This is a genomic window from Paenibacillus sp. EB106-04-04-XG159 (genome assembly GCF_058791835.1).
In genome coordinates this window covers 166,366-189,164 of the sequence record NZ_JBYTDY010000007.1, presented here as the reverse complement: position 1 = coordinate 189,164, position 22,799 = coordinate 166,366, and the positions used below count along the sequence as shown (strand labels likewise).

General features: G+C 39.3%; 21 protein-coding genes, 1 pseudogene and 1 other annotated feature. Of the genes and pseudogenes, 11 read left to right on the top strand and 11 right to left on the bottom strand.

Going from position 1 to position 22,799, the window contains the following annotated elements; translation table 11 throughout:
* Positions 1–121 precede the first annotated feature (121 nt).
* From AC3WTP_RS11020 to AC3WTP_RS10985, 8 genes are all read left to right on the top strand, one after another.
* Positions 122–1,468, top strand: a complete 1,347-nt coding sequence (locus tag AC3WTP_RS11020; protein ID WP_492394652.1) for a tyrosine-type recombinase/integrase — start codon at positions 122–124, stop codon at positions 1,466–1,468.
* A 2-nt stretch (positions 1,469–1,470) separates the two neighbouring features.
* Positions 1,471–3,603, top strand: coding sequence for a site-specific integrase (locus tag AC3WTP_RS11015; RefSeq protein ID WP_492394651.1), 2,133 nt, complete (start codon positions 1,471–1,473; stop codon positions 3,601–3,603).
* Entirely contained in the window at positions 3,542–4,039 is a 498-nt protein-coding gene (locus AC3WTP_RS11010; RefSeq protein WP_492394650.1) for a hypothetical protein, read from the top strand. The genes AC3WTP_RS11015 and AC3WTP_RS11010 overlap by 62 nt, the downstream gene beginning before the upstream one ends.
* Before the next feature lie 131 nt (positions 4,040–4,170).
* Positions 4,171–4,375: a binding site (T-box leader), on the top strand.
* Between the two features lie 41 nt (positions 4,376–4,416).
* A complete protein-coding gene (locus AC3WTP_RS11005; RefSeq protein ID WP_492394649.1) occupies positions 4,417–5,187 on the top strand; it encodes a nucleotidyltransferase domain-containing protein in 771 nt (256 codons plus the stop codon).
* Positions 5,188–5,487: 300 nt separating this feature from the next.
* A complete protein-coding gene (locus tag AC3WTP_RS11000; protein WP_492394648.1) occupies positions 5,488–5,703 on the top strand; it encodes an XRE family transcriptional regulator in 216 nt (71 codons plus the stop codon).
* Between the two features lie 48 nt (positions 5,704–5,751).
* Positions 5,752–6,102, top strand: a complete 351-nt coding sequence (locus AC3WTP_RS10995) for a hypothetical protein (RefSeq protein ID WP_492394647.1) — start codon at positions 5,752–5,754, stop codon at positions 6,100–6,102.
* 71 nt (positions 6,103–6,173) lie between these two features.
* Complete coding sequence (locus tag AC3WTP_RS10990; protein WP_492394718.1) at positions 6,174–6,491, top strand: YolD-like family protein; 318 nt, start codon at positions 6,174–6,176, stop codon at positions 6,489–6,491.
* A 132-nt stretch (positions 6,492–6,623) separates the two neighbouring features.
* Positions 6,624–6,815, top strand: a complete 192-nt coding sequence (locus tag AC3WTP_RS10985) for a hypothetical protein (protein WP_492394646.1) — start codon at positions 6,624–6,626, stop codon at positions 6,813–6,815.
* A gap of 388 nt (positions 6,816–7,203) precedes the next feature.
* On the opposite strand, the gene AC3WTP_RS10980 is transcribed toward AC3WTP_RS10985, so the two are convergent.
* From AC3WTP_RS10980 to AC3WTP_RS10965, 4 genes and pseudogenes are all read right to left on the bottom strand, one after another.
* Positions 7,204–7,398 carry a DUF6199 family natural product biosynthesis protein gene (locus tag AC3WTP_RS10980; protein ID WP_492394645.1) on the bottom strand — a complete coding sequence of 65 codons (195 nt, stop codon included), beginning with the start codon at positions 7,396–7,398 and terminating at the stop codon, positions 7,204–7,206.
* Between the two features lie 804 nt (positions 7,399–8,202).
* Complete coding sequence (locus AC3WTP_RS10975; RefSeq protein ID WP_492394644.1) at positions 8,203–8,355, bottom strand: hypothetical protein; 153 nt, start codon at positions 8,353–8,355, stop codon at positions 8,203–8,205.
* A 174-nt stretch (positions 8,356–8,529) separates the two neighbouring features.
* Complete coding sequence (locus AC3WTP_RS10970) at positions 8,530–8,886, bottom strand: hypothetical protein (protein WP_492394643.1); 357 nt, start codon at positions 8,884–8,886, stop codon at positions 8,530–8,532.
* A gap of 2 nt (positions 8,887–8,888) precedes the next feature.
* Positions 8,889–9,089 (bottom strand): annotated as a pseudogene (locus AC3WTP_RS10965) (hypothetical protein); the annotation flags it as partial.
* A gap of 153 nt (positions 9,090–9,242) precedes the next feature.
* Here AC3WTP_RS10965 and AC3WTP_RS10960 point away from each other — a divergent pair.
* Positions 9,243–10,436: an S-layer homology domain-containing protein gene (locus AC3WTP_RS10960; RefSeq protein ID WP_492394642.1), complete on the top strand. Its 1,194-nt coding sequence runs from the start codon at positions 9,243–9,245 to the stop codon at positions 10,434–10,436.
* A gap of 663 nt (positions 10,437–11,099) precedes the next feature.
* Here the strand turns inward: AC3WTP_RS10960 and AC3WTP_RS10955 are convergent.
* Complete coding sequence (locus AC3WTP_RS10955) at positions 11,100–11,525, bottom strand: hypothetical protein (protein WP_492394641.1); 426 nt, start codon at positions 11,523–11,525, stop codon at positions 11,100–11,102.
* A 434-nt stretch (positions 11,526–11,959) separates the two neighbouring features.
* Between AC3WTP_RS10955 and AC3WTP_RS10950 the strand changes: the two genes are divergently transcribed.
* Positions 11,960–12,508 (top strand): hypothetical protein, encoded by a 549-nt coding sequence (locus AC3WTP_RS10950; RefSeq protein WP_492394640.1) that lies wholly within the window; start codon positions 11,960–11,962, stop codon positions 12,506–12,508.
* 297 nt (positions 12,509–12,805) lie between these two features.
* Positions 12,806–13,618, top strand: coding sequence for an adenylyl-sulfate kinase (locus AC3WTP_RS10945; protein ID WP_492394639.1), 813 nt, complete (start codon positions 12,806–12,808; stop codon positions 13,616–13,618).
* 318 nt (positions 13,619–13,936) lie between these two features.
* On the opposite strand, the gene AC3WTP_RS10940 is transcribed toward AC3WTP_RS10945, so the two are convergent.
* The 6 genes from AC3WTP_RS10940 to AC3WTP_RS10915 all read right to left on the bottom strand — a co-directional run bounded on the left by AC3WTP_RS10940 (position 13,937) and on the right by AC3WTP_RS10915 (position 22,564).
* Positions 13,937–14,779 (bottom strand): MATE family efflux transporter, encoded by an 843-nt coding sequence (locus AC3WTP_RS10940; RefSeq protein WP_492394717.1) that lies wholly within the window; start codon positions 14,777–14,779, stop codon positions 13,937–13,939.
* Positions 14,780–15,649: 870 nt separating this feature from the next.
* Positions 15,650–16,327, bottom strand: coding sequence for an ABC transporter permease (locus AC3WTP_RS10935; protein WP_492394638.1), 678 nt, complete (start codon positions 16,325–16,327; stop codon positions 15,650–15,652).
* A complete protein-coding gene (locus AC3WTP_RS10930) occupies positions 16,320–17,243 on the bottom strand; it encodes an ATP-binding cassette domain-containing protein (RefSeq protein WP_492394637.1) in 924 nt (307 codons plus the stop codon). Before AC3WTP_RS10930 ends, AC3WTP_RS10935 begins: the two co-directional genes overlap by 8 nt.
* Before the next feature lie 139 nt (positions 17,244–17,382).
* Positions 17,383–18,318 (bottom strand): sensor histidine kinase, encoded by a 936-nt coding sequence (locus AC3WTP_RS10925; RefSeq protein ID WP_492394636.1) that lies wholly within the window; start codon positions 18,316–18,318, stop codon positions 17,383–17,385.
* Positions 18,319–18,321: 3 nt separating this feature from the next.
* The gene (locus AC3WTP_RS10920; protein WP_492394635.1) at positions 18,322–19,017 is read right to left on the bottom strand and encodes a response regulator transcription factor; all 696 of its coding nucleotides are present in this window, start codon (positions 19,015–19,017) and stop codon (positions 18,322–18,324) included.
* 280 nt (positions 19,018–19,297) lie between these two features.
* Positions 19,298–22,564: a glycoside hydrolase family 10-like protein gene (locus AC3WTP_RS10915; RefSeq protein WP_492394634.1), complete on the bottom strand. Its 3,267-nt coding sequence runs from the start codon at positions 22,562–22,564 to the stop codon at positions 19,298–19,300.
* Positions 22,565–22,799: the final 235 nt, after the last annotated feature.

Here is a 22,799-nt window from a genome sequence, read left to right as displayed (position 1 = left end):
CTAAAACAGTTGACGAAACCTTACTATTACCATAAATTTGATATAATGTGTCACATTGTATACTAGACAAACTTTTTGTTATAAAGAGAATGTCTTTTTTTATTGGAGTTTTTTTGGGGGGATGTTTACGTTTTTTCATGTTTATTGTCCTGATGATGTCGAAAGCAAATATCGGTTATTGGTGTTTGATGATGAGAACGTTGCATTCATTCCATTGACTGATTTCTATCATGATCATGTAAACAGAATTAATGAAAGCTCTGTAATAGCCTATTTGCATACATTAGAACGTTTCTTCTATTGGATGAAGCATAAAAGTCATTCTAAGGGAAGAATCGTGGCATGGGATGACAATCCGACCGATGTTCAAGAAGCAATTCGACAATATCTCATTCAAGAAATGCATTGTAAAATACGAGGACGTGAAAATCACGAAGGCATCTATTTGACGAATAAGAGTTCGAAGTCAGTTCAGCTATTATTATCTGCACTTAAGAACTTTTACAAGACAATGATTCGAAAGGGGATATATTCGGGGGAAAATCCATTAACAGACCTAGATTTTGATAATAATTTCTCAGAAAAGCAAGGGGTGCGACCGAATAGACCAAGAGTGTTTCAAGCAGCAGGAACAGAGGAACCTATGGCGTACCGAAAGCAAACGGACTCTTATTTTAAGATCATAAACGAAGAATGGATACCAGAAATCATAGGTGACTGGGACTTACCTTATCGAATTTACCAAGCTGGTCAAGAACATAATTGGCGTCTACTCGATGAGGTCATCACACGATTCATGTTTGAAACAGGAGCGAGAATATCAGAGATATTAGAAATAACTATGGGCGACTATCGAACTCGATCGGATCAACATGAGTTTGCTGCAACGAATAAAGGAAGTTACAAGAGAAGGATAAAGTTCATTCGGATATCTCCAGAGACTTTGAAATTATTGATTCGGTATGTTAATACAGAACGTAGATTATCCGCTAAAAGTTTAGACAAATTTAATGACTTGTCTGATGACGAACTATTGTTTTTGTCAAAACGAGGCACTCCTTATTCGTACACAGCCTTCTATTCAAACTGGTCTCGAATTGTGAAGGCAGCTGGAATAAAACTAAACCCACATAAAGCTAGGCATTGGTTTGTAACCTCGATGTTAAGAGGTATTTATGAGAACTCAGAAACCCCTGCTCAAATCGAAGAAAAGAAGAAGCAGCTAATCGAATATATGAAATGGCGAGACCCTGAGACGTTAAATGTATACGAGCACTATTATGACGAACAGAAATTCAAAGATCTTCATGAGAAGCTTCAAAAAAACTATAACGATCGGGAAAAAGAATACTTGAAGTCAAATAGAAAGCGAGAAAAACAGAGAACTAAATCGCCACAGGATACAGTCAATAACGTTAACATTGAAACCCCAGATTGGCTCAGTGAGTTTTATGAAGGGATGGATTAGGGATGTCAGTTGATATAGAACAACTGAAAAGTGTCAAACGAAAGCAATGGTATAAGTTATTACACGACAAATTACCTGAAGAGTTGTTGTTCCTACAAGGTTCACAAGGACAATTTTATCTGGATCAGGTTGAAGAGAAAAACATTAGATATTTGAGCAAGCATGTTGTTTGTCATGTTTGGGGTAATCATCTCGCATTTGGAGTGATGTGCGTAACTGATCGTAATCTTACACCACAGTCCATTATGAACATATTCAGTTCACTAAACGCTAGGATCCGAGACTTATTTGATTGTTTCAAATTATCAAGTATCGAAGAATTACGTCCATATCATGTAGAACAATATGTGACGGGACAAGTTTTAAAAGATCATTCAGATCGTCAAAGACAGGGTTTTATAACACATTACAATACTTTTTTGTTCAACTTACAGAAGTGGTTTAAAACACAATTTTCAGAGGAGCAACAACGATCCTTAGCGAAGTATATGCTCCCACACATACCTTACGATAATCGTGATTTTAACGTTCGCACCAAAGCAATAAACAGTGCGAAAAGTAAACGTAAAGAAGACACGTCAGCTGTAACCCCTCTATTGCCTGAGATACGAGCAGAAGGACATCTTAGATGGAATCAGATCAGTAGAATAAGAGAAGCGTATAGAGAGACTCTCGGACGTGTTAAAAGCGAAGGGTTATCTCTGCCTGTCGAATTTTCTTATGAAGAGTCGGAGTATGCCAATGAACGATGGTTTTTTAAACTTTGGAATATCTCTAGCTTTGATTACGATGCATTTGAAACAACTGAGTCGTTTGATATTTATAATGTAGACGAATATTTCGTTGAATATATAGGTGCAGAAAATCTTGATGACGGTTCGCAGGGTGAAGGGCCATGGTTTCTAGATATTCTAAAAATGCGGATTGTGGGAAATTGGGAAGCCAATCATACTAAAGTAAAGGATCGTGCAAAAATATTAGAGTATTTAAAACAATGGGGTTACGAAGAAGAGGATACATCTACTCCAAATACTCCATTTTTTTCTAGAAACTCAGGATTGTTGACTCAAGGGTTCTCGATCACCAGTCGTCAACGAAGAACAAATAGATTGTTAATCAACATCGAACCAATTTTTATTGCATGTATGTTTGCGAGATTTGCACTTGATATTATTACTTCATCGGGAGCTCGAATCAACGAAGTACTTCAAATCAGTTATGACAAAGATTGCTGTGTGGTTGTGGTGGACAAGAATGTGAGTCCACCACAAGCCAATTATGTGCTTCGCTTAATTCCTAAGGGAAGAGAAGAACCTGAGAATTTTTACATTCCTGAAGAAGTATTTAAATTCATGACAACGATCGTGAAGGTGTTAAAAGAATCGTACAATTCAGATCAAATACCAGATGTGGATTTCAAAGTGGACAGCAGAAAACATTTAATGGAGCCTAGAAAATACATTTTCCAATATCGGTCACGGCATATCCATGTGCATACACTAAATTCGATCCTACGTTTCTTATTACACGGCATAATTATTCAGTCAGCGGAGGGCTCACAAGTCATTATAGGAGCACATTTATTAAGGCATGCTTTTGCGACGCATGCTGTTCAGACTGAAAAGTTGCCTGTTGATATTGTGAAGACTCTGTTACATCAAAAAGATATCGAAGTAACAAATTACTATTCACAGCCTACGACTACACAGATTTCTGATTCAGTTAAGGGGATACATGAGAACTGGGCATCCTACATTGATATTCAGAAGGGGATACTTCGTAGTCCAACCGAACTGAAAGAGATTTATGAAGACTATCGTGAGAAGGTGGGAACTCTATCAAAGGTGGTTGGGGGAATATGTACGATTGATTCAGTGTGTCCAACTAAAATGGCATGCGTCGGTTGTGCAGCCAAGGTTCCAAGACCTGAATTTAAAGATGAGATTACCGCTTATTATAAATGGGCAGATGAAAGCGAAAAGCAATTTGAAAAGCTCGGTTTAACTTTAGAAGCAAGAAAAATGAAAATATCAAAGAACCGAGCCAGACACGAGCTAAAGGAGATCGAACTCGTTGAAAAATGTCAAACAGACGAAATCTTCCAACCACAAATCCGAATCAATAAATACAAGTAATCCAGAGTGGTTATCGGATTATTATAATAAACGGAAGCTTAGATCAATCGAGTTGGGTTTCCGAGCAATCGACTCTCTTCTTAGTGATGGAAAGAGTGTTTCTTATCGGTCTGTATCGTTAAGATCAAAAGAAATTGATCCTGATGGCAAAGGTATACATGCGAACACGATCAAATCCAATGAACAACTTAATCAATATTACCATAAGCATTGCAAATCTAAAGGAAGTGTTGTTAAGTCGAAAAATATGAACTTAATAGCCAGTGGTACTTCTCACTTCAGAAATATAAAATTAGATCGAAATATCGAGAGTGTAATGAAACGTTACGCTAGATTAAGTAAGGGTGAATTAATCTTGTTGCTTGTAAATGCGGAGCAGTACATCGCAGAGCAGAATAAGCGATGGTTTAAGAATGAGTTTGAACAGTATAAATGACAACTAGTATAAACATAGCTGTCTGATGAAAATAAAGTTTTAGACTGACGGAAGTCATTAAGCTAACGGGCAGTTATCTTGAGCAAGTTCTTGACTAAGGTGACGGGAAAGAGTAATATTTAACCAACATCCGTAAATCAATGATGGAACAAAAGTAAATCATTAAACTCTTCACAGGAAAGGGTTTCATGACTGAGAAAACCCTAGAGTACTGATTGAAAATGCCAGTTCCAGAGTATGGCTAATACCCATCGGTTTGACCCGTTATAGTCAATTAAGGTGGCTGTGTGAAAATACAGCAACCTGGGTGGTACCGCGATTAATATCGTCCCAGAGCATTTGGCTTTGGGGCGTTTTTTATTTTGGGAGGAGTCTATATGATATTAGAAAAAGTTATAAAAAGAATTGTAATACAAAGTGAATATAAGGATTTTGTTGATAAGTATATAGATAATATACTTACCGAATTTAAAGGTAAGATTCATAGCATTTATATGTGTGGCTCGATTCCAAAAGGAACTGCTAAACCTTTTAAGTCAGATGCAGACTTTACTATTGTATGTGTAAATCCCAAAGATATTGATTACGAAAGATTGTCAAATATTAAAGACAGGCTTTTGGGAGAATATCCAGTATTAACTAAGATTGATACGACAATTTGCTCGATTGACGATGTATTAAGTAAACCAAATGATTGGGGTTTTTGGGTAAAGATAATTTGTGTTTGCATATATGGTCATGACGTTGGTGAAAAAGTACCACCGATAATTATTTCTCCAGAGTTCATTTTAGACTTAAATACAGAGACCAAGAAGGAAGTAGATCGTAGACATAGTTTACTTTCTAATGCTAGTGATAACACAATGAAGAATAGATATATTAAAGGTTACTCTAAGAGATTAATTCGTGCATTATACTCTTTGGTTTTAGAAGATACAGGTGTATGGCAAGATGACATTATTATGATGAAGAATGCCATATTAAACTATTGTGAGATTGACTCCGCTTTAGTTGATTATCTGTATGCTTGTTACTTGGATAGTAATAATGTACTTGTTGAAGAGTTTCTGGGAATTGCAGATGAAGTATATAGCTTTTTTGAGAACGCGTTAAATGCAATGGCTGCTTCCAGAACTTCCTTCGACTAACACCATATTGACGCTTCGGGTCACTCTGAGAAGCGAGTGACCACATCCAGCCCCCTAAGCCCGTCGGGACGTCACTGCATTAGGTGTTCGGCAAGCCTCACAACTATAAGCAGCGACTCTAATTAAAACATAAGACTATTGAGCTAACGGGACACGATAGCGCGGCGATGGAACTCGCCCAACAAATTGGACAGAAACATGGGGAACTTCATCGTTATGGCTCCCTTTATAAAGTATACTTATGCTGGCAATAGACAACGCTTAGGATAAATATTATCTTACGCGGGAGGTCATCGCTTCTTGAAATTTGAACTTGGACGTTGCTTACTGAATGAACGATTGATGGAATCCGGAAAGTCAGCGGAATCGCTGGCAAGAGAGTTGCTTTTTAAACCGGAACGAGTTTACGACTTTATTGAAAACAAAAGAGTGATGCCACTTAAAATTGCCATATCGATCGCCGATTCCATCGGTTGTGATGTTCGTGCCTTATATGAATTAATTCCGAGCGAATAGTCCTTTTTAATTACTGTAGTAAAGGGAGAAAAACGGAATAAGAGGTAGGTGTCTAATGTGCTACTTCTCGGCATTTTTGATCAATGGGTTATGGATACCATGAAATTTTGGATAATTGATCATCCTCAATATCAAAGTATAGTGCAGGAAGAATATATAAATGGTTATGGTGATCATCCTTATGGGTTACCTGGTATCGATTGTAAAGGATGCGGTCAGATTTGGAGTAAATACCCGATAAATAACCTCGTTGAACTAACGGAGACGATAGTTGAAAAATCACCAGAAGAGGCTGCCGGCATAAGACCAGCAACTTTTCTTACGAACACCAGTCGCATTAATAAAGAAGAAATACGGGATCATGGGAGAGCAGCTTTATTACCATGCGCACGGTATTGACCTTACATCTCCATGTTATAAGCCTGAGTTATCCCGGAATGCCATAGCACAAAAGGGATTCGGGAGGAAGAATTAAATGGGCTGGCTTTTATATTCCAGAGCATAAGAAAGTACTGGCCCGAATTTTCGAAGAGCAACATAACATTATTAAACCGGATCTCGATGAACAGAAATTAGATGAGCTGCAGAGGGTGATTTCGGAAGCTATTCAAGACAACCGAACAGTAAGATTGACATACTATGAGAAGAAGCGAATGAATTCAATTGTTGGGATCATTACGAAGGTAACTATTGAAAGAATGCTGCATGTTGATGCTTCAGACCGCCCCATGAACATTCGATTAGATGCTGTTACGGACATATCCATGCTAGAGGTTGATTTTTCTTAGAACAGTGTTTACAGTATCTTCTATTTCTAATAAACTTCAAGCAATCACATATGTACGGAAAAAGGGAAGCACCCTAATGGGCCGAAAGGTCTGTTAGGGTGCTTTTGTTTTTCACGAAAGGAGACGATGCAAATGTTGCAGCAATTAAATGAAGCTATGGAGAAACTGGTTCATATCACGAAAGAGGATGGAGGCTATGCAATTGGGGTGATCTTTGGGGTAGATGATAGGTTCGTCACGCTGATAACGTACGAATCCAAGTATGAAATCACGTGGGAGGTATATCCGATCGATCGCATTAAACAGTTGCTCATTTTACAATAATAAGATTGGTTTAATACATGAAATGAAAGTAGGGTGCAACTGTACTTATTGAGCTGCAGCAACAGGAAATATTTCAGCCTATCGCTTAACTAAGTCTCTGTATAATACATTACTTATCAAGGCGGGAGAGTAGGCGCAGAAAGCGGCAGATTATATTCTAGGTGAACAAATAAAATAAAGATTTAGCTGCAGCTGCCTCGCTGGGGTTGATCGTAGGTCTGGGGCCCGACATCGTACGGAATGTAGCTACTCAAGCCACCCGCGGCTGGCTCAGAACCAATGAGGCCGTCGTAGGCCTCAAAGTAAGAATTGCAATTAAATTGTACAAAAATTATTAGTTATGAATGAATTGCAGTTCAGAATCCCACATGCTTAATGGTTAAGTGTCTCACCCGAATATTAATGTTAAAATACCTAATAGTCCAATTAGAGTACATATTGTTCCACCAATACGGGCATTTAGGATAAAAAGATCTGATGGTTCTTCATCACCATTGGAAGCAAAACCATGAGAAATCAACCACCAGATACTTGGGAAAAACAATAATAATAAGCCTGCGAAGAATACGAAAAAGTAAACCATTCAGATCACCTTCTACTTATAAATAATTGTAATAAATACTGTTTACGAAATATAAACAGAAGAGTTCCATGCATAATCCATATTGCATTCGTTCTTCAAGGGAAAACAGCTAAGATCTATCGAAGTATCTAGCTCTTTTCTAGATCGTTACCGGAAATTGTGGGCTTCCAGATCTCTCAGGAAGCCTCAAGCATATAGGTAGGATCCGAGAGCACGAATGCGAATGGTAGTTCCCGGCTGCGCCAGGTGAATTAAGAGGAGAGAAAGAACAGATTGGATCGCTGAATGTGATTATAGATCAGGCACAGTTAATATCATCCCTTTTCCGAAAAAGCAGGATCAGCTACTTAAAGTTACTGAAGGTAAGACCCCAGAGCAGATTTTAGAGTTACTCTGACTTCAGGAGTTATTTGATTCTAAGACCATTTTCAAAGCGCTATATGATGGGCTTACGATTGATGAGCTATTCAAAGCAGTTGCTGATAAGGTATTCGCTAGTGAGGAGGGTTAATTGAGTGACAATTGGATAATTGGAGCAGCTGACTGAACGCATTGAACTAGTTCGTAACAAACTTTATATGGTACAGACGCTTGATGATGGTGTAAGCTCAAACCTCTTAGCTATTTCTGATAAGCTGGACAAGCTCATCTTAGAACATCAGCAATTGATGTTGAAAATGATAAAGCCGACTGCGTGAACAGCCGGCCTGAGGCGTGTTTTTCGGGTTGACTTTTTTACTATATCATTACTAACAGGACAAAGACGTAATATTCATTCGTTTAGGCTTGTCAATTAATTTTACTTTAGTGATCTTTGCGCTCTCGTTCTTTTTCATCTCTGATTTTTTGGTCTCGCTCTAAGGCTTCCTTAATATGATCTCGTGGGGGGATTTTAGAATTAATATGAAGTAATAATGCTGTATTAATAATTAGAAAGATAACAACTATGATATTCATAATTGCACCTCCTCTTGGTAATTTGTAGATTGAATAACATGAAATTTTATAAAGTAAAAGTGCGCAGAGTTTTTAAGCTCTGTGCACTTTATGAGTTTTAGTGATTGAAAAACATTTGTTTTATTATTTGGCTTAGTTAAACTTAATTGATGATTTATGCTCGAAAAGAGGGGGCTACGCTCCCGAAGTTACTTTCTTCTTTAATTTTGTCTCAACTATAAGAACCACAGGGTATGCAACAATCAAAATGAGGGTGAGATAAATAGATTTATCAAAAATATCTCGAAACTTATCCTGAGACCAGCCGTCCTCACCAATAATCGAGTACGCAACTTGATTTGAAATTCCAATTCTATCGTCTGCTTCCGGGATTAGGCTTTGAGTATAGTTTTGAGCAAGACAAACAACAGCTACAATGGATAAAACAATTGCGAGGGCGAAACCTTTAGAATATGGGTTAGAAATCCCCACTCTTTTAATCGTAAATATTGAGATAATAATAAAAATGAGACAGACAAGCGTAAATAACATCTTCACACCTCCGTTTTCACAATTTGTAATGACTTATTTGTTACATGAACTAAATGTAGGCATGAATCAACTAACATATTTTTCTTATTCGATGTTATGTTCTCATATTCCTTGTTATCTAAGTAACGGAACCAAGCCAGATAATGTTGCAAATACTTGGATGCAACCCCAAAGCGGTCAATCCAAAGTTTTAAACGACTCGGCAGCGCTTTTGCGCTTTGCGGAGCCTCTAGTTGAACTAAGCGCGAAGTATCGCAGGATGCTGATCGACGTGGATCACTTGTGCCAAGCGGCAAGCACACCGGCCGCCAACTAACATCTGAAAGGGGTACTGTTACATAAAGAAATGGATTGCAATGTTCTCGATTGCGATTTTTATGTCTACTGCTCAAGTTGGATACGCTGCTGAATCAAATGTTTCGTTCAAAGACGTGGAGAAGCACTGGGCGAAACAAGCAATCTCGCAAGCATCTGAGGAACAGTTGCTTTCAGGCTATGAGGATGGGACCTTTAGACCTAATGCAACTATCACTAGGGCAGAGTTTACGACGATTCTTTCTCGTTTGCTTGAATTACCTGCATCTGGTGAGTCTACAGCATTTAAGGACATTTCAGGAAATTGGGCTGAAGGAGCTATTTCATCTGCGGTACAAGCTGATATCATTGTTTCGAGTGAGTTCGGTAGTAAGTTCGAACCGACTAAAGCGATTACTCGTCTTGAAATGGCCAAGATGATCGGTAGAAGCCTGGCATTACAAGCAGACTATGAATTATATATAGAAAGCTTCAAAGGATTGTATAACGGAGATATTCCAGTTACGGATTGGAAGAAGATCAAGGCTGCGGATGTGCCGCTAGTGGGACTAGCTTTCGGCAGCGGTATTGTCGGAGGATACCCGGATGATTCTTTTGGATTGGATAAGAATGCGACAAGAGCGGAAGCTACGGTGATGCTGCTTAGATTGAAAGATGCGAAAGAGAAAAATCCTGAAGAGTTTATGGCATTGAAGGAATTGAAAGCTGTAGCCGAAACGGGATCTAACATTTCAGTTGTAGAGCCAGAGTACAGGCTTAGTAGAAATTTAGTTAATGATCCATTAGAGATAGATCACACAAGGTACAATGCTAACGTCAAGCGGCTGTACGTAATTAACCACCAGAAAGGACATTATAAGAGCATTTATTTTAATAAGTTCATTGGTGATAAAAATAAAAGGGTTAATCAGTCAGTTTTTGAATCTGAGGGCTTAGCAGTTGCTGTAACTGACCTGACACCTACTTATTCTGAATCAACATACTTTACTTTCAGTAGTATAAAGTTGGGATCACAAGGGCATCCGGAAGTTAAAGGTTTGTCTCAGAAGTTTGGATATCGAAACCCTAGGGATAATGAGGACAACCCCTATACTACTAAAAATCTTACAGAAGAGTGGGTTTTTTATGGAAAGTATGACAGAAAAGAAAACTCAGTTCTACGTATGTTTGGGGCTAATGCAACAAAAGGTTCAAACACAATAATGATGACCTTTAATGGGTCGGTGAACCAATGAAACATAAAGTGAGTATTACTTTGTTGTTTGTTTTAGTCATTCAATTATTTGCACCAATATTAGGAGTACAAGATTTATAACCCTAGCCGGACCGAATCAAAAATCTTCACTACTGGTACGGTTTCAAATATTGATATCGATGTTTCCAAGTATCCAAGCTTCATTACAGATAAGGAACAATCCTATCCTATCGATATGTTCGTAACCGATTCTAAAGGGCGCGTATCACCGACCGTAACCAAAAACGTTCAGATCACCAAAAAGGGCGTTCCTATAGGCGGGGGATCACGGGTGATTTTGATATCGTGCCATCGAAGATCAAATACAGAGATTCCTTTTATTTTGTGCTTAAAGACATAAAACCGATTGATCCATGTTACAGCAGATGCAGAGTGAGGGAGTGGAGGGCCGAGCAGCGACCACACAACAAACGATTTCTCTACAGCTCTACATCGTTTGAAGTAGGTGTAGTTTCTAACCTTTCATTTTCTCGTTTCTCTTAAGTATGAGGACCTCAAAAGTAAGTCGAGGTATGATATTCTTTCTAAGCTGTTCCATTGTGAGTTTGCTTTGAAGGTATCTTCCTTAATGGAAGCGGTTCTGCGTAAATGCAAATTTTTGCAAACGGGTCCCTTATTCAGCATCGAGGAGAAAATGGCGGGCTCAATCAGAGTCCGCCATGATTGTTATCTCATAAGCTTCATATAAGTGATTGTTTGCTAACCTGGACCACACTTCGACTTTTTGGCCTACTCTGAGATCATCTATGGTTGCTTCTTTACGAGTGCTAATGAATGTTTCTTTTTCATGTTCAATGTGTATGATCTCATAAATTGTGGTATCTTTCGTAATAGATCCTCCAACACCCTCGATATCTAAACGAACACTATACAATATCCGTTTACCGTCAACAACTTTATCCACTTTAAATACATCAGTAATCGTACCTCGAAAGAAATTTTGAGTGGTACTTGGTTCGCTTATGAAGATTGAAGGTGGCCAAAACAAACGCCATATGATTCCAATGAAACAAACAACTAAAACAATAACTAAACTAAGAATAACATTACGTCTATGTTTTGTTTTCATAGATTCCACTCCTTCTGAGGGATAAAACTACTATATTATATCAACCTTCCAGAGAAAAAGTTGCACTATATGTTAAAATCAGGAGGTTCCATTGATCGGTTTGTCCTCATTTAAGTTCCGATTTGCTACCTAACACAAAAGGGGAGTTACATCTATGGTTTCGAGAATAACTGCAAAACGATGCTGTTGTTCCATTTCAAATAATTTTGTAGCTTAATCAAGCTCTCGTGCCGAATATATGACATAGGGAGTACACCTCATCTTAATTAGTTTGGTTTTATCTTAACGGTAAACGGAGCGAGCTGGACGTAATAAGCCTTTAAGGGAAATCCAACCTGGATTTCCCTTTTTTTGGCCTCCGATCAAGGTTTAACTTAAAACTTTTCTACACTTTCTTGCGTCTATATATCATAATCTTATAAAGGTGGGATGACATGTTAAAAACTGTTGCAATAATAGTCATATTGACATCTTTGATCTTTCTGACAGCCTGTGGAGGGGAAGCAAAACCAAAAAAAGAGTCTAACTCTGGGGGAAATACTCCAACCCAAAGTTCAGTGAACAATACGAAGCAGCTGCAGAACAATGACTCCATACAATCGGATGAAGCTAGCTTTAAAGCAGAACTGTCTATCGATTTGAAATCATATCAGGATCAATTGCCTGAGAGTGATATCCCCGCACTTGAAGTGCTCAAAAAAAACCTTACAGCTTTGGTAGAGCATAACCACACACTTTTCCAATCTGGATTTGTGAACGAAAAACTAGCACTTGCTATGGAATATTATTATGGCGAACAATTACAGTACAGGTTTACGGACATCGAGAGCATCGTTCAGAATGTAATGATCGAAAACCAGGTGCACATTACGGTTGTCGGACGACGTTTGGATACGACAACAGATCAAGTTCAAGACGTAAAAATGTTGTACGCTATTCGATCAAACGATCAAGGGGAATGGTTCATTAATACCATTGATTAATTGGATTATTAGAAATCCGTCGATGATTGATCACCATTACATCGCTCCCTAATTAAGATAGGTACAAAGCCTATTATTAGAGACTTTATTAACAGTTTTATAGTAAAATAACATACTTTTGTTCAACTAACGAGGAACGATAGTTGAACGAAACAAGAAGCAGTTTGCAGCGGCAGCTGCTCCTTGTTTTTATTAAGCTTAAGGGCAGCATAGCGTAAGTTAATGTATGATCGAATAGATGGAATTGTTGATTAGCATATTGTTATAAAAGTTTCTTAATGGTTAGGAGTAAATCATATGCGAAAAGATTGCAAGTTGATCTTGGTTGAAGGATTGTGTGGAACGGGCAAATCGACGTTAGCGGAACGATTGCATCACTATCTCGTACAACAAGGCATTTCATCCAGTTTTTATGATGAAGGTGCCGAGGGGCATCCGGCGAGCTTGAATTGGCACGCGTTCTTCCGGGAAGAGGAATATAAGGAACTTCTGGAGCGTTATCCGAACTCAGCTAACGAAATTCGCTCACGTGCTATAAAGGATAGTAGCAGTTACTTGCTTCCTTATCGTGAGGTCAAGGAATTCACCGAGTTGAATGCGCTCTATACTGAGCTAAAGTCTCACGAACTATGCTGGACGGATTCGCCCATAGCCACGCTGTCGGAGTTTACTTATTCGATCCAGCGGCAATGGGCACGTTTCGCTGAGCTTGCTAGCACTTCAGAGAAGATATGTGTACTCGAAGCAGTGTTCTTTCAGCATCAGATTCATGATTTGCTACGTCATTATCAAGCTGTTGATTGCCAAATTGAGCAACACATTCATGGAATCGCCGATCAGATTGCGGCCATGCATCCAGTATTGATTTATTTAACTCAGCCAAGTGTGCGAGATCAGCAGGTTTGGATATCTTCTATCCGTTCAAAACCCCATTTTGCCACGGAACAAAATATTAGATTTATGGAAAACCGCAAGCGGATCGAATTGAGATTGCTTGATACGCTTCCGTTCCCAACCTATACTATTGAAAATGTAAATCTAGATTGGGAAGATGTCTTTAATAAAATGGTAGGGGCGATTGGTCAAAATATCGGACAAAATACTCAATGAAACAGTGACAGTCTAGGACTTTATTTTCTCGTCCATGGCTGTCGCTGTTTCAATTTCTAGGGTCTGTCTAATACATATTTTACGGAGTCTGATGGTTTTGTGATTCGAAAAGCTGCGTGGAATAAACACATTCAGTCTAAGGCTTTATTTTCACCTTACAATAGCAAAAGAAGCCCTCTTAGTTTTAGGGCTCCTTTTACTATGCTTCAAGAGTTATTGCGTTAGGGTAATCTTTTGATTGTGATTATTTCTAAACTTATTTCGGAAACGAATAGATAAGTACACCGCTCTCATGAACAAGTCAATTAGGATAGACAACTATACTCCAGCAATCCCCATATCAAAGTACAGACAGAATACATATACCCCGACAATTCGTATCAACCACATCCCAATAGTAGTACTGTACATTGGGCTTTTTGTGTCTCCAAGCCCTTGCAACGCTCCCGAAATAACCAAACTGATCGCTAAAAAAGGCTGTGCAAAGGTATCAATCCGCAGAGCAGTGATGATCATTTCAATGACACTGCTTTCATCGGTAAACCATGCAGCTGCGATAGGAGAGAAGAAGAACAATAAGATCCCTACAAGCGACATAAAGCCCACTGCGACAACAGCAGTGAGGAATCCATAGCGATAGGCATCCTGAGGCTTTCCAGCCCCCATATGCTGTTCTACAAGTGTTGTAGAGGCAACTGCCAGACCATAACCAGGCATGTAGGAGAAGATCTCGATGTTACCAGCAATCGTGTGGGCTGCATATACATCTGTTCCGATACGAACGATTAATCCGAAGTAGAGTACTTGACCAAAACGCATGATCAGTCGCTCAATGGCAGCAGGGACGGATAACTCTAGAAGAGGTCTGGTAAACTCTCTGGAATGTCCTTTCCAAAGATGAATCGAAAGTTTGGATTTACGTACCGCCCGATACAATGCAATCGTACCGATAATACGAATAATCACTGTTGCCCAAGCTGCACCAGCGATCCCCATGGCAGGGATAAATAGAAAACCAAATATCAGTACATAAACAATACCAATATGTATGAAGTTGATCCATAAACCAACTTTCATCGGTGTCTTTGTGTCCCCAGATGCTCGTAGGATGCTTCCGAATAACGTCATTAGTGAAATGAATACGGAAGGTACAGCAACAATTCGGAAGTAGAGGGCAGGGCTCCATCAGCAATAACCGATGGTTCAGCTCCCATGAGTTGAAGCAGTGGCTCCGCAAAGAAGAAAGGTGACGACACCGAATATTAAACCAATCAGAATTGAGATCCAAGTCGATAATCGATTTAATCAAAAAATTCATCAGAGACACAGTAAAATATCAGGGAAAGTCGAATTTCATAGCTATGGATTCTTTTTAAACTTCTTTGAGTGAGGATATATTTAGATCTAATTCAGTTAAAAAACTTGGAGGGAGATAAGGTTCAAAATATTTGATCATATAATGTGACACATCATATATTTGCACAAACTTATAATTTTTCAAATAATTAACGTATCTATAATGTGACACATCATACGAGAGACTAGGATGTATATGTCTTAATAACGTTTTACAGACATATGTATAAAATACGGGTTTTGTGAAAGAGTATTAACGGAATAAGTCTGAACCATAACGATCTGTCCTTAATTTGTCCAATTACATATTTTCTGAACTTATATTACATTCACCTCAAACTAGCCATATTAATTCGTATTTATGTGTGCAAGTTTATGAATTTAGTTCAGAGTTAATCTTTCACCATCTGTATAAGCAAGTTCATGATATTTACTTTATTCTTTGATCCTTTTTAAATTGATTTCAATATGGCTAAGATCTTCATCAATCCCATATCCATATTGGCTAATATGAATCTTAAAGCATTTCTTGAATTATTCATTTTTACGCAAATATCATAATTCTAACTATTGCCTAATTTCAAACTAAATAAATCAAAACACCCTGGGATGATTTCTCCTCAGGGTGTTTCTATCCCCTTTCTCACTTACTAATATATAGCAGTACCTTATCTTCTATATCTCACTTATTCTTTCCGTAGTCTTTATCGAAAGAAATATGCTTAATGCCCCTAATATACTCAGTATGATGACGACAACATCAGGTTTGACATTGATAAAGGTTGAAAAATTGGGCAATTGCATGGCAAAGAGAGAACATATGATGGTTGGCACAACTGCCCTTTTCCATATTCCAAAGTAAAAGAGCGGAATGAAACTAGTTAGAGTCGTCATAATCGAGTAAATCACCATAGTGTTCAAAAACTTCAACATATCTTGAATTGTCGGATCTCCATTAATAATGGGATAAACCTGATCCACCATATACGTTACCAATCCAGATAAGATAAATGAAATGACGGTGGCAAAAAAGACAAAGATAGCGATGAACAGTATTTTTGCAGTAAACAGCTTTTGTCGGCTGATCGGATATCCGAAAGAAAGCGAGATGGTCTTGTTCTTATAATCTTCAATAAAGACATGATTGATTAACGATCCACCAAACAACACATAGCCCATTTGAATAAATCCGTTTAATTCAATGGCTGCAGCATAACTTTGGCCAAAGGCAGGTATAACCTGCTTAATAAAAAATATAGGCAAAAACATAAGCACAAGCATGTAAATGAGTAATTCCATCCAAACGTTTAATTGGTTTAGTTTACTCCATTCCAATCGAATCAATTTAGTCATTCATCCCACCCCCATTGATTTGCCTATAAAAATAGTCCTCCAATGAACTGGAATGCTTCTGGATCTCTTCTAATCCGATATCATTCACAATTAACAATTTGGAAATGTCATGTTGAGTATGTGACAAATCGTAGATTCGAATTCTGTTCCCTTGGATCATTTTCATATTGGTTATACAAAGCTCTTTCTCAAGTAAATACACGGTTTTTTCCACATTCGTCGTCAGTAGCTCGATATAATCTGTATGCTGATTTCGTATTTCTTCCAAGGATACCTCATCTACAAGCGATCCATTCTTTATAACGCCAATTCTGTCCGCAACCTGCTCCATTTCACCTAATATATGGCTGGATAGAAGAAAGGTAATCCCATATTCCTTGTTAAGCATCAAGATTAGATCTCGAATATCCTTTATACCAATCGGATCTAGACCATTTGTCGGTTCATCCAGGATAATGAGTTCAGGCTTTACTACGATTGCTCGTGCCAGACCAAGCCGCTGCTTCATTCCAAGAGAAAATTCTTTTACCTTTTTATTCTCAATTCCTCTTAAATGAACCATATCTAGTGCATGCTTCATCCCTTTTTCATCGTAATATCCCAAATATTCGCAGTGAAGCTTTAAATTATCTAATGCTGTTAAATGTTCGAACAAAATCGGATATTCGATGATACTGCCTACTCTCTTTAGAACTGACTTGGAGCGCTCTGTCAGCGTTTGATCAAATAATTGGATTTCACCGCTTGTTGGCTTCGTAATTCCTGCGAGCATTTTCATAATGGTCGTTTTACCAGCACCATTTTGCCCAAGCAACCCGTAAATTTCACCTTTTCGAATATGAAGATTAATATCTGTTACGAGATCCTTACCCTTAACTCGTTTAGTGAGTCCGGCTGTCTTCACAACATAATTCATCCGGTCTCCTCCTCTCTGTACTTTAATCATACAGATCAGTATTTTCTTATTTCTTTCTCAATCCTTACAAATTTCTTAAGTTTGGAACATGTAACATGAAAAAAGAGGATGTTTCCCACGGTCACCCTCTTGTAATCGATTAATACGAGATTCGGTTAAACATGCAAGTAAAAACAGTTTTCTCATAAGGCCTGCTTTTTAAATAGATCGAACCTTTCATGGCTTCCGTTAAGTGTTTCGTTATACTCAGTCCCAGTCCGCTTCCTTGAAAATCCGGATTTCTGGCATCGTCTAATGTATATAATCTTTCAAACACCCGATCTTGATGGATCTCATCTATCCCTTTGCCTTTGTCCCAGATATCAATGGCGATAGAGTCACCATTTTCCCTGATCGTTAAACCAAACACTCCTCCATCACTTCCATAGCGAATCGCATTAGAGATTAGATTGCTTAAGACCCGATTTAACGCTTCTTCATTTCCAAGAATAAAATAATTCAACTCAGGGATGTTAATTTCTACATTCAGGTTATTAGATTGCAAAAGTGCATAATATTCGAGCACATTCTTTCTGCAAACTTCATTGATACAGATTTTACTCAAAGGGAGAATAAAATCATCAGATTCCAGTTTCACAAGATCGAAGAATTGATTCAGCAGCGTAATGACACTAACTGTCTTATGGTGAAGGCGGAAAGTTACATCGCTCCGTTCTTCCTCACTCATACCATGACCTAATTTTAATTGTTCCACATAGCCTAAAATGACTGTTAATGGTGTTTTCAGATCGTGCGACATGTTGGACATCATTTTCCTTAAGCTATCTTTCGATCTCGCATAGTCAGCAATGACCTTTTGATTGAGATCTAACAGGCGATTGATTTGAATGAGGAAGAGTCTAATCGTTTTCTGATCGGTTGGCATTAATATCTTTTCAGTTGAATGATGATCAACAATATCCGATAGCTTGTTCAGTATTTCGTTAAGTTGTTTATCCACTGTTCTCTTCGAATGATACTGGAATCCAATCACGATAAGCAGAATGACAATGAGAATAACTAAACTAATGACCATACGCTAATCACCTAATTTATAGCCGATTCCCCATATTGTTCGAATGTATTCCGGATTTGAGGGATCTGCTTCGATTTTTTCCCGAAGTCTCCTAATATGAACATTAATCACATTTTCATTGCCGTAATAGTCCTCTTCCCATATAAAATGAAATATTTGTTCCTTTGTAAATACTCTGCTTTGATTGGTAAGAAAGAGCTTCAAAATATGAAATTCCTTTGATGTAAGCTGTACGGTCTTATCCTGAACTTGCACGGTAAAGGATTCCAAGTCAAGGGTGAGATCTTTAAATTGAATTTTGTGTGAAGCAGGCTGTTCCACTGCAGGAACATATTGTGTGGCCCTGCGAATGACGGCATTGACTCTAGCTACAAGCTCAATCATTGAAAAGGGCTTGCTGACATAATCATCTGCACCAAAGCCAAGACCTAACGCCTTATCGAGATCGCTTCCTTTAGCGGAAAGAATCAGTACGGGAGTCAAGCTTGTTGCTCTTATCTTTTTAAGCAGCTCCATTCCGCTTAGCTTGGGAAGCATTAAATCCAGCAAGATTAAATCTATCTTATTATTTTCAAATAGAGCCAATGCCTCTTCCCCATCAAATGCCGCAAGTATCTTATAATTCTCCTGTTTTAGGTGACTCGTCACCAGTTGACTAATTTCTCGATCGTCCTCCACAAGAAGAATAACCTTTTGCATGTTACCACTTCCATTCATTTATACTTATCTCACGTGCCACTATGTGGGCTATAACTATTTCTATTTTGAAGTTTTGAATTCCTTTTAATATGTTATAGGCTTTAACCGTTTCCTGACAAACGTCATGATCCAATATCTAACCTCAATTTCAACCTTCTCTAACTCCCAAAAGAACATAACATATATTATGTAAACAATAGTAGTTCTTCTACCCCGATCTCATCAAAAAATGAAAGCTTCACCCTCATATGAGAGTGAAGCTTCCTCAATATTAAACATTCTACTTATCGCTTACCTTAACAATCAGTGGGTGTGATACCATCACTCCATATCTGGCCATGATGGCGGAAGTTCCTTTCTTCAGCGCGGTAACTACGCCATTTTTATCGATGTCGACCACTTTATTCTCACCTGTATGGAAGGATACAACATCGTCCATTGGAACTTCAGCGCCGCTGTTGGTTATGCCGACTACAGATAATTGCTGTGTTTCACCAAGCTTCATACTTCCCTTACCTTTCAGTACGAGCTTAACGATCTTTTCATTCATAATCGTAGCGCCTGGTGTTGGTTTACTCTCCTGATGCACGCGATTAGCAGCTGTTATTACATAAGTATAGACTTTACCTCGCTCAGCAGCCGTATCCTTATAGGTGATGATTGGATTCAACTGCTTAGCTTTCGGTCTCACTGTATCCAATATGAAGGCTGGATTCGTAATGTCAGGAGCTTCGTTCCCTTCTGCTCGATAAATGACGTAGTAGGTATTGTTGTCACGCAGGTCACCATTCCAAGTAAGCTGTACCCCTTGATGATCTACTAACGCAGTCAGCATCTTAGGTGCAACCGGCGGTGCCACATTCAACCACGGCATCTCTGGAACTAATGCTTTCGTCTGATAAAGCTCCTGCTTTAATCGATCCGTTGCGCCTAAAGGATTAGCTAACACATCTTTTGTACTAAAATATATACTGCCTTCCGCCATCTTGCCGCTGCGCAAATAGTTAACTTGATTCGGTATTTCATCCGGCTTCAGCCAAGCTGGATCACCAGTCGTCCCTACCTTGTAGATAGCATGACCGACATACAATTGGGTTCTTGTTCCGTGTGTTTCTTTTGTCCACCAGTCAAGCACCTTTTCATAAGCCGCAGGTGTAAAGCCAAAGCTCCAATAGATCTGCGGAGTTACATAATCAATCCAGCCCTTGCGAACCCAGAGTCGTGTATCCGCATATAGATCATCGTAAGTTTGAACGCCAGCGCTCGTATCCGACCCTTCAGGGTCAGTAGACTTATTGCGCCATACTCCGAAAGGACTAATACCAAACTTGACATAAGGCTTCGTCTGTTTAATCTTAACGGACAACTGCTCAATAAATGTATTTACGTTGTTGCGGCGCCATTCTTCTTTGCTGCTAAAGCCAGCACCGTATTGCTCATAAGCTTGCTGATCCGGGAAGTCTACACCCGCCACTTTGTACGGATAAAAATAATCATCAAAATGAACCGCGTCGATATCATACAGTTGAACAGTTTCCATAATGCTGTCTGTAACGTATTGCTTTACAGCTGGAATGCCTGGATTCAGATACAATTTTCCGCCATAGGATACGACCCAATCCGGATTCTGACGTACAGGATGATCTTTTACCAGCTTATTGATGTCTGGCTGCATACTGACACGATACGGATTGAACCATGCATGGAATTCCATATTCCGCTTGTGTACTTCTTCTACCATGAAGGCAAGCGGATCATAGCCCGGATCTTTACCTTGTTCCCCAGTCAGCCATTCAGACCAAGGCGCGTATTTAGATGGATAGAAGGCATCAGCGGTCGGTTTAATCTGAACGACGACGGCATTCATTCCGATCTCTTTCAATTGATCAAGCAGATCAATAAAGTCCTGCTTCTGTTCCTCCTTCGTCACCACACCAGCTTGCGGCCAGTCGATATTGACAACTGAGGCGATCCAAGCCGCTCTAAGCTCTCGTTTAGGTGCTGCTTCGGATTCATACACGACAAGCGTCATATAATCCTTTTTACCGTCCACTGCAGCTGTTATGAGGCTCACTCCTACTCTTAATGCAGTAACATTTCCTTGTGAATCAATCGCGGCCACACTTGGTGCGCTGCTGCTGAATGTGATGCCTTCTGTAATCTCCTTTTGATCGCCGTCGGTATAAGTGCCAACAACTTTAGCAGCGAGTGTTTCACCCACATGCATCGCTCTAAGACCTGACAGCTTAATCTCTGCAAGCGTCGGAATTGGGGCTGTAACCTGCAAAGTATAGGATGAAGCTGATGTGCCGTAAACCGCTTGAATGACCGTTTCACCAGACTTAAGTGCGGATACAACGCCATTAGGATCTATAGAAGCGATATGTGGTGCTGAGCTAGTATATTTAACGTCATTAATCATCTTCACTGGTTTCAGTATACCCTCGTAAAAGGCAAACGTCTCAGCTTGATTCATCATCCCAATCTCTAGAGTAGGTACCCCATAGAGTAGCAGGGATTGCAATTGCGGTGCAGCCTCTGTCACTTTCACTTGGTACGTATCTGAATATATGCCTTGATATACCGCTTGGATCGCCGCTGTTCCGGCAGCTATAGCAGTAAGTGATCCGTCTTGATTCACACGTACGACGTCCGGCTGATTGCTTATCAGTTGAGCTTGTTGACTGACATCTAACGGCGCTGCAGCACCGCTCTTCGCAGCAGAGATACGCACAGCTTGACTTTCCATAAGCTGCATCGGCTTGAGGCCCTGTATCGTGACTTCATAAACATCAGTACTGCCGCTCACAGTCCGTATATCATCAAATAAGATGGCTCCAGCATTCTTGTTCAGATCATTCGTTTCTACAACATAGATCTGATTGAGTCGTAGCGGAGCTGCGGCATTAGCCGGCAGATTAGCCGTGATGTAGCGCCATCCCTTCCAATTCAATCCCCGACTCGCCGTGAGGTCGATCGTAGCTTTAGCGCCCGTCGCATCTTGTAGCAGTGCTCGAAGCCAGTGAGATTGACCGTCTCCATAGACCCATAATCCCAATTGTGTCGGATTGCCAGTCATAGGTACTCCAATAGAACCATCTTGTGCCTTAAAGTTCAGATAGGCTGCGGATGTTCCCGTTGTTCCCGTAAAATCATAGTTTAATTGGACAGCTTGATTCCCGTGTATGACTGGATAAGGTCTGGTAGAGGGTTTCAATGTCACCGATCCCGGTACAGCTCTAACTGAAGATGCCGATAAGTGATTCGTCTGTTCGAAGTCTTCTAACAGTGAGGATGTAACATTGGAGGATAATGCATTGCTGCCTCTAGATGAAGATGATACTGGTAATTCGAGTGAATAATCCGCTTCAACCTGCGGCATCCACTCCGGTGGACCTTCGTAGTTAATCTGCATATCAGTAGTATCTGAGTCGCTAGAACGTGATTGTGATGCCGCCGCCGAAATGTTGACAACACTTGTGAAGAATAAACTAGTAATGATGATTGCTGTTAACCATTTCCGTCTTAATTGATGAGGAACATTCATGATTGAGCCTCCTTCAACATGGGATCTGGATTTCTATTTGCGAAATAAAATTTCATCTTGCCTTTGATAGTTAGTATAGAAATTTCAGGTAAGCTTGTACATAGCGTAATAAGCACATCTGTGTCGCCTTATGTAGAAAGGATTAAATTAATCCAAAGGACCTAAAAGGGTTCTTCAAAATAATAGCGGCAGTCTAGGACTTTATCTTCCCATCCTAGGCTACCGCTTTCAACCT

Excerpts from the sequence above, each read along its gene's own strand:
- AC3WTP_RS11020 (WP_492394652.1), top strand. The coding sequence starts at position 122 with ATGTTTACGTTTTTTCATGTTTATTGTCCTGATGATGTCGAAAGCAAA.
- AC3WTP_RS11015 (WP_492394651.1), top strand. The coding sequence starts at position 1,471 with ATGTCAGTTGATATAGAACAACTGAAAAGTGTCAAACGAAAGCAATGG.
- AC3WTP_RS11005 (WP_492394649.1), top strand. The coding sequence starts at position 4,417 with ATGATATTAGAAAAAGTTATAAAAAGAATTGTAATACAAAGTGAATAT.
- AC3WTP_RS10985 (WP_492394646.1), top strand. The coding sequence starts at position 6,624 with ATGTTGCAGCAATTAAATGAAGCTATGGAGAAACTGGTTCATATCACG.
- AC3WTP_RS10980 (WP_492394645.1), bottom strand. The coding sequence starts at position 7,398 with ATGGTTTACTTTTTCGTATTCTTCGCAGGCTTATTATTATTGTTTTTC.
- AC3WTP_RS10975 (WP_492394644.1), bottom strand. The coding sequence starts at position 8,355 with ATGAATATCATAGTTGTTATCTTTCTAATTATTAATACAGCATTATTA.
- AC3WTP_RS10970 (WP_492394643.1), bottom strand. The coding sequence starts at position 8,886 with ATGTTATTTACGCTTGTCTGTCTCATTTTTATTATTATCTCAATATTT.
- AC3WTP_RS10960 (WP_492394642.1), top strand. The coding sequence starts at position 9,243 with ATGTTCTCGATTGCGATTTTTATGTCTACTGCTCAAGTTGGATACGCT.
- AC3WTP_RS10955 (WP_492394641.1), bottom strand. The coding sequence starts at position 11,525 with ATGAAAACAAAACATAGACGTAATGTTATTCTTAGTTTAGTTATTGTT.
- AC3WTP_RS10950 (WP_492394640.1), top strand. The coding sequence starts at position 11,960 with ATGTTAAAAACTGTTGCAATAATAGTCATATTGACATCTTTGATCTTT.
- AC3WTP_RS10945 (WP_492394639.1), top strand. The coding sequence starts at position 12,806 with ATGCGAAAAGATTGCAAGTTGATCTTGGTTGAAGGATTGTGTGGAACG.
- AC3WTP_RS10935 (WP_492394638.1), bottom strand. The coding sequence starts at position 16,327 with ATGACTAAATTGATTCGATTGGAATGGAGTAAACTAAACCAATTAAAC.
- AC3WTP_RS10930 (WP_492394637.1), bottom strand. The coding sequence starts at position 17,243 with ATGAATTATGTTGTGAAGACAGCCGGACTCACTAAACGAGTTAAGGGT.
- AC3WTP_RS10925 (WP_492394636.1), bottom strand. The coding sequence starts at position 18,318 with ATGGTCATTAGTTTAGTTATTCTCATTGTCATTCTGCTTATCGTGATT.
- AC3WTP_RS10920 (WP_492394635.1), bottom strand. The coding sequence starts at position 19,017 with ATGCAAAAGGTTATTCTTCTTGTGGAGGACGATCGAGAAATTAGTCAA.
- AC3WTP_RS10915 (WP_492394634.1), bottom strand. The coding sequence starts at position 22,564 with ATGAATGTTCCTCATCAATTAAGACGGAAATGGTTAACAGCAATCATC.